The sequence below is a fragment of the Pseudoalteromonas sp. TB25 genome (assembly GCF_000497995.1).
Taxonomy (GTDB): Bacteria; Pseudomonadota; Gammaproteobacteria; order Enterobacterales; family Alteromonadaceae; genus Pseudoalteromonas; species Pseudoalteromonas distincta.
In genome coordinates this window covers 1-7,273 of record NZ_AUTI01000101.1, presented here as the reverse complement: position 1 = coordinate 7,273, position 7,273 = coordinate 1, and the positions used below count along the sequence as shown (strand labels likewise).

At 38.7% G+C, this 7,273-nt stretch carries 4 protein-coding genes; 2 read left to right on the top strand and 2 right to left on the bottom strand.

Going from position 1 to position 7,273, the window contains the following annotated elements:
- Both L652_RS0102125 and L652_RS0102120 read right to left on the bottom strand, forming a co-directional pair.
- On the bottom strand, positions 1–842 hold an 842-nt coding region (locus L652_RS0102125; RefSeq protein ID WP_024603237.1), incomplete at its 3' end, for a tryptophan halogenase family protein.
- Positions 843–946: 104 nt separating this feature from the next.
- A complete protein-coding gene (locus L652_RS0102120) occupies positions 947–3,739 on the bottom strand; it encodes a TonB-dependent receptor (protein WP_024595269.1) in 2,793 nt (930 codons plus the stop codon).
- A 662-nt stretch (positions 3,740–4,401) separates the two neighbouring features.
- Here L652_RS0102120 and L652_RS0102115 point away from each other — a divergent pair.
- Both L652_RS0102115 and L652_RS0102110 read left to right on the top strand, forming a co-directional pair.
- Entirely contained in the window at positions 4,402–6,024 is a 1,623-nt protein-coding gene (locus tag L652_RS0102115) for an alpha-glucosidase family protein (protein ID WP_024595270.1), read from the top strand.
- A gap of 511 nt (positions 6,025–6,535) precedes the next feature.
- Positions 6,536–6,778: a hypothetical protein gene (locus L652_RS0102110; RefSeq protein ID WP_002959734.1), complete on the top strand. Its 243-nt coding sequence runs from the start codon at positions 6,536–6,538 to the stop codon at positions 6,776–6,778.
- Positions 6,779–7,273 lie beyond the last annotated feature (495 nt).

Sequence of the window (7,273 nt, the reverse complement as noted above, 5' to 3'; positions counted from 1 at the left end):
AAGCCATTACCTATTCGGCTTTGCAGCGGTATTTGCCACTGCCAGCCTGCGCTGTGTGCAATTGAACGCGTATAAGGTTTTAGCTCGCTAGTACCTTGAGATTGCACTGCAACGGCGCTGTCGCATGGTAAGTAATGAGACCAATCTACAAAACCTGTATTAAGGGTTTGCTCTATGAGTAAGGCGCGCTGCCCTGTAGCGTCTATAAAAAGGTCGCCATTTATCTGCTGTGTGTTATCAAGGGTTAATGATTTTATATTCCCTGATAGAGGGCATTGTTCAACCTGCTCTATTTTGGCATCAATATGATCAACACCGCGTGACATTGCGAGCTTTTTTAAAAACTCGGCATATAAAGTTGCGTCAAAATGGTACGCATAGCTTAAGCCAGGTAATTGCGTGTTAGGTATGGTATTTAATGGTGCAAACTTATGCTGTTTAGCTGCTTGGTAGTTAAGAGAAAAATCCCATAAGCTTTCTTCTGTACCGCTAATGTGCCCTTTTACCCAAAAATTGTAAAAATCGCAAAAGGGGAAGTCTTTTCCAAATGAGCCAAAAGCATGCATGTAGCTATGAGAGGTGGTTTTCCAATTTTCGAACTCAATTCCTAGTTTTATAGATGCATTAGTAGCGTTTATAAACTCTTGCTCGTTTATACCCAGTGCGTTATTAAGCTGCATAATAGGCGGAATTGTTGCTTCACCCACGCCTATAGTGCCAATAGTACTTGACTCAATAAGGGTTATTTTGATTACTTTACCTAACACTTTATTAAGCAAGGCGGCTGTTATCCACCCTGCTGTGCCCCCGCCTGCGATTACGACGTGTTTTATTGGTTTCATATTATTGTCCACGTTTACAGTTTAAAGCTTTGTTAAGTTTGATAAAGTAGCTATAAAAAAACCCTTGTAAAACAAATTACAAGGGCTCCTACACACAACCTTTATTATAGCTGGTAGCTAAAGCCTAACAAGTAAGTGCGACCGTAATCTTGGTAGTCGCGAACTTGTAGCGCGTTATCGCCAGAAAGCGATGTGAACGGCTCTTCTGTTAAGTTTTGAACTTGGAACTGAATTGATAAACCTTCAAGGCTCTCAACCCCTGCTTCAGAGAAGTCATAACCTGCCTGAATATCCCAAATTGTTTCGCCGATAATATTCACTTGCTCTGTATTAAAGCCTAATCCGTAAACATCACCTTTGAAGTCACTACGCTTACGCATGCTGGTTCGTAATTGCATGCCATTCATCTCGTAGTAAACCGTTAAGCTTTGAATTTTATCTGATAGACCCGGTAGTTCGTACTCATTGCCATTTCCATCTTCAATATCAGATTCAATACCTGTATGACTAGCAATTAAGCCAAAGCCTTCAAGAGACGGGTGGAAAATTTTAAATGGTAACGCTAGAGATATCTCGTAACCGTATAGGTCACCGCCGCCGCCATTTACTTTGCCACTGCCAGTACCTTCTGACGTAGCTGGTACTTCACCTGTTGATGGGTCCGCAACACCCGACATATCAATCGCGTAAGTACCGTCAAAAATCCACTGGGTTAAGTCTTTATAGAAAAATGCAGCAGAGAAGTAACCTTCATCACTAAAGTAGTTTTCATAAGATAAATCGTAGCCTGTTGCTTCTTTAGGTTCTAAATTAGGGTTACCACCCGATACAGACCAAAAGTTACCGTTTTCATCCGGTGTATCATTATATGATGCATTAACAGAGGCGTTCATTTCATCTATACGCGCACGTGAGATTGTTTTAGCTGCGCCAAAACGTATTGTTTGCTGCTCATCAATCGCAAGTGATAAATTTAAGCTTGGTAAAACGTGAGAATAATCGTGACCAATATCTGTAGGTGAAGTAATGACTAGACCAGTATTCCCATCTACACCAAAAGCATTACCTTGAGAGGATTGATCTGTATGAACATAGCGCACCCCAACATTACCAGTTAATGGAAGACCACTTACTTCTGCATTAATATTAGCTTGTGCAAATGCTGAGGTGATTTCTTCTTTTACTGTCCACGACTTAGTTGCATGAGTTGAGCTAGTTAAACTTTCGTCAAGGGTTTCATAGTAACCATCATTAACTAAACCATTTACATCGTAGGCTATCATGTCGCCTAGCCCAATAAAGTCAAGGCCAACACTGCCTAAACGGTATTGCTCAGGTACACTAAGCATTCCTGGGTTTTCAAGAGAAAAATCAGTTAAAGTCAAGAAGTAACCTTGCGAAGATTTAGACTTTTCACGCTCTTTATAACCTAAGCCAAATTCAATTGAGCTAATGTATTCGTTTTCTAGTACTTTAGACGCTGCAAGTTTTAATGTAACTAATTCATCTTCAATAGTTGGAGCATTAATAAAACCGTCTTGAGCTTGGTTTTCATACTCTGTGCCAGTTAATCCATATGCATCATTTAGTGCAGAGCTTGCACCCCACGAAAGCGGCCCACCTAATTGAATTAGATCATAATCGCTGTAATCTAAGTCATGTGAAAAAGTAGCGCCAGTATTGCCACCATTAAAAGCATAACCTAAGTTATCTGCTACACCGCGAGAATCACCACGCCCTGTACCTGAGTAGCTTTCTATACTCCAAATTTTACGGTCAACTTGCGAGTAGCTTGCGTCAAATTCTACTGACCATGAATCATCAATATCGTATTTAGTGTTAAATCCAAATGCAGTTAGTTCAGCATCACGCTCTTGGTAATCGTTACGCACAACAACACGTTGGCCTTGTGTTACAGCACTTGTTATAAATCCACTTTCTGCATCTACTATAGCACTGCTTGCATCAATACTACCTTGACCCCAAGCAAAAGGAACTTCAATGCCGCGCAAAATTTGCTCGTCTGTAAAGTCTACATACAACGCATCAAACGTCATATTTAGTTTATCTGTAGGCGCTGCCTCTAGAACAAGCATTGCTGAATCACGTTCAAGCGTTGATGAACGAACATATGGTTTAGCACCGCCTAAAATTGAATACGAGTTACCATCTTCAGCAGTGAATTCAGGGTACCCCCATGAATTCCAACGTTTTTCTTGGTTTGGCGAGCTCATGGTGTTTAGTGCAAATGCAATACCAATGGTGTCATCAGCAAACTGGTCGATGTATGAGAAAGTGCCACGGTAACCGTCGTCGTTGCCGTCAGGGTTTAATTTATCAAAGCTTGTTTGCTCATACTGTCCATTTACTTGAACAACACGTTCACCTTTACTTAGTGGGCGAACTGTTTGCATGTTAATTATGCCCGCAATACCCTCTGCATCTAAATTTGCACTTGGTGTTTTATAAACAGTTACACCGCTCATAATTTCTGATGGGTAAAGGTCAAATTCTACGCCGCGGTTATCACTAATAGATACTTGCTCGCGGCCATTAAATGTGGTGCCACTTTCGTTTTCACCAAAACCACGAATTGATACTCTACTTGCGCGACCATCTAGGCGTTGCGCCGTTAAACCAGGTAAGCGTGCAATAGACTCAGCAATAGATGAATCAGGTAGCTTACCTATATCTTCTGCTGAAATTGACTCAACGACTTGAGTAGAAAAACGCTTTGTGTTGATTGATTCTACAACACTGCCACGAAAGCCTTTTACTTCGATAACCTCAACGTCATCATTTTTTACTGTATCTTCTTGTGCTGCTACAGAGGCAAAGCTTGCTAATCCTGCAGTAGCCATTGCCAACGTTAATATACTTGGTTTGAACATAGACATGATGTTTTCCCGTTACCCATATTGTGATACTCGCTTCTTTATTTGAGTGATAGTCAAACAGGCGAGCTAATTTTGTTGTCAGGATGGATATTAACGCCAGCTTTATTTTATTAACAACTTTATGCATACGTATTCAACAGTTATAGCATGACTTCACATTAATATAAACTTTGTCAAATAAACATTAAACAATTGATTTTATTATAAATAAAACCATTGAAAATGACGTAGCTAACATTACATGTAAAATCTACTGTATCAAAAACTAAAAGTTAGCAGGACGCAATGTAAACAAAGTGAAACTAATTAGTATCGCTATTTAGAATGAGAAATATTAGACACAGTTCAAATGTTTAATTGGTCAGACCATTAAATTAAAAACATAAAATATATTTTCTCTTGTATGACAAACCGTTATGTTTAATAAAAGTCAGAAAGTAAGTCAGTGCCATAATTGGTAAACACCCAACACATAAATAAAACACCTTTAAGCTAGCTATAAGTACTTATTTTTAATAATTTAATTGCGTTAATTTTAGTGCATACGTATGCAGACTTTTTACAGTGTACAAGGCTTCACGTATGCTTTTTGCAAATAACGTGATTAATTGTAATCACAAATAAAAATAGTCTAAATACTGTGTGGAATGACGGAGAAAAGCATGACCCAAAAGCAGTGGTATAAAGGTGCGGTTATTTATCAAGTTTATCCGCGTAGCTTTCAAGATAGCAACAACGATGGCATTGGTGATTTAAGAGGGATTATTAATCGTATTGATTACATTAAAAGCTTAGGCGTTGATGCTATTTGGATTTCACCTTTTTTCAAATCGCCAATGAAAGACTTTGGCTATGATATTAGCGACTATCGTGACATTGACCCGCTTTTTGGTGACCTAAATGATTTTGATGAGCTAATAAGCGAAGCCCACACTCGTAATATTAAAATAATTATTGATCAGGTGTTAAGCCATACATCAGATCAACACCAATGGTTTACTGATAGCCGTGAAAATCAAAATAACAGTAAAGCCGACTGGTATGTTTGGGCTGACGCAAAAGATGATGGAACAGCCCCAAACAACTGGCTATCTATTTTTGGTGGTGGTGCTTGGCAGTGGGAGCCTCGTCGCGGGCAATACTACCTACATAATTTTTTAACCGAACAACCGGATCTTAACTTTCATAACCCAGATGTTCGAAAAGCTGTGCTTGATAATGTTGAGTTTTGGCTTAAAAAAGGCGTTGATGGTTTTAGGCTTGATGCAATTAATTTTTGCTATCACGACGCGCAATTACGTGATAATCCGGCTAAACCAAAAGATAAGCGCCAGGGTCGTGGTTTTAGTGAAGATAATCCGTATGCATTTCAGTACCATTACTACAATAATACTCAGCCTGAAAATATTGAGTTTATGCAAGATATTCGCACATTACTTAATAAATACCCAGGTACTGTATCGCTTGGCGAAATCTCATCAGAAGATTCATTAGCTACAATGGCGCAGTACACCCAAGGTGGCGACAAACTGCACATGGGTTATAGCTTTGAGCTATTAACAAATGATTACTCAAGTGAATATATTAGAACTACGGTTCAAACTCTAGAACAACGTATGACTGAAGGCTGGCCATGCTGGGCATTTAGTAATCATGATGTAGAGCGCGTAGCGAGCCGCTGGAGCGAAAATGGCGAAGTAAACCCTCAACAATGTAAAATGCTAACCGCCCTATTAGCTTCTCTTCGCGGCAGCGTGTGTATGTATCAAGGTGAAGAGCTAGGTCTGGGTGAAGCAAGTGTAGCATTTGAAGATTTACAAGACCCATACGGCATTACATTTTGGCCTAATTTTAAAGGGCGTGATGGCTGTAGAACACCAATGCCTTGGGATCTAGCTGATTCATCTCATGCAGGTTTTAGTGAAGTAAAACCTTGGCTACCCGTTGATAATGCACATAAGCAGCAATCAGTAGCTATACAAACAGATGATAACAACTCAATTTTAAATGCCTACCGTGAGTTTATGGCATGGCGAAAAAGCCAAACAGTTTTACTTGAAGGTGATATTGAATTTATAGAAACGCCAGAGCCTGTGCTTGCTTTTTATAGAACGCTTGGAAAGCAAAGAATGCTTTGTATGTTCAATCTCAGCGCTAAGCAAACAAGTATTGATATGCCAACATCAATCGTTAAAGAATACACCGAGCTTAGCCACCACAGCGCAAAGTTAGACCAAGGCACCACAACGCTTGAGCCTTACGCATGTTTTTACGCTCAGTGTTAATGACTCAAAAGTTGCGTTTAATGTTTACCTAAGTGCGTTACACACGAAAAAGCCCAAGCTATTCACTTGGGCTTTTTTGTATTTAACGCATTCTAGTGACTTTTAGTTTCACCATTTAGACATTCAGTTAAAGCAAATAATACGGCTGATATTACAAACTTAAAATATCCTCATAGTAGAAATAAACAATGACGCTTATGCATTTCATTTTTGAACCTAAGAAATCAATTTTCCCTAAAACAATCTAAAGGTTATTAATATAAAGCGTAGAATCAGGTTTTCGTAGCTACTAAATATATTACTCCAGCTAATAATGCTGTACTTACTAAAGTTAAAAAACTGACAAGTAAATTACTCATCCTCACGATAAAAAAATTTCGTTATCTTTTATTTCAATTTCGATTAAAAATCAGTATACCAACAGAGTTGTTCTGGATTGGGCACTACTGATTTATATCTAACTTTAAACTGGATAAATCAGTCATCACACCATTTTTTTAGGAATAAACGAATGAAAAAAGCATTGCTAGCATTAATCGTAGCACCACTATTTGCAGTATCTGCGACTTACGCGGTTGCAGACGATGCGCCAACAGCTTCAGCCGAAATGATAAAAGAATACACAGAAATGTGTGTTAACTGGGCTAAAGATGATGACGTAAGCAATGAAGAGCTAAATGCCTACGTATTAAAATGCGTAAATGATGAGCTTGAATCTGAAGGCTATAAAAAAGTATCTTCTGTTAAGATTTAATTATACCAATTACATTTAATTAGTGATCAATTATAGCGCTAAGAATATAGTTCAATAGCTAAGCGAAAAAGCATGACATATATTTGTTCTCGGCAGCTGCTCCCTGCAATGCCTACTTTCTGCATCTACGCAGTCATATATGAATAGCTTTTAACGCAGTAACTGAGTTATTTAATACGCTAAAATGACCAGGTTTTTAATCAAATTGGTAACACGCTTAGGTGAATGTACTGCTAATAAAGCCGTTGCGAAAGCATTCAACTAGGCACAAAAAAACCGGAATAGACACAAGCTGTGCATTCCGGTTTTTTTATGTTTTTTTAAATCTACAAAAACTATGAATAAGCAATAACGTGCTTATTCATCTTCTTTTTTAGCTTTCGCTTTAGGCTTAGCTTTAGCTGGTGCCTTTTTTGCAGCTGCTTTCTTTTTAGGCGCTGCTTTTTTCTTCGCTTCTTCTGTCCATTTACCTGCTTCATAATGAGCAGTCCAGCC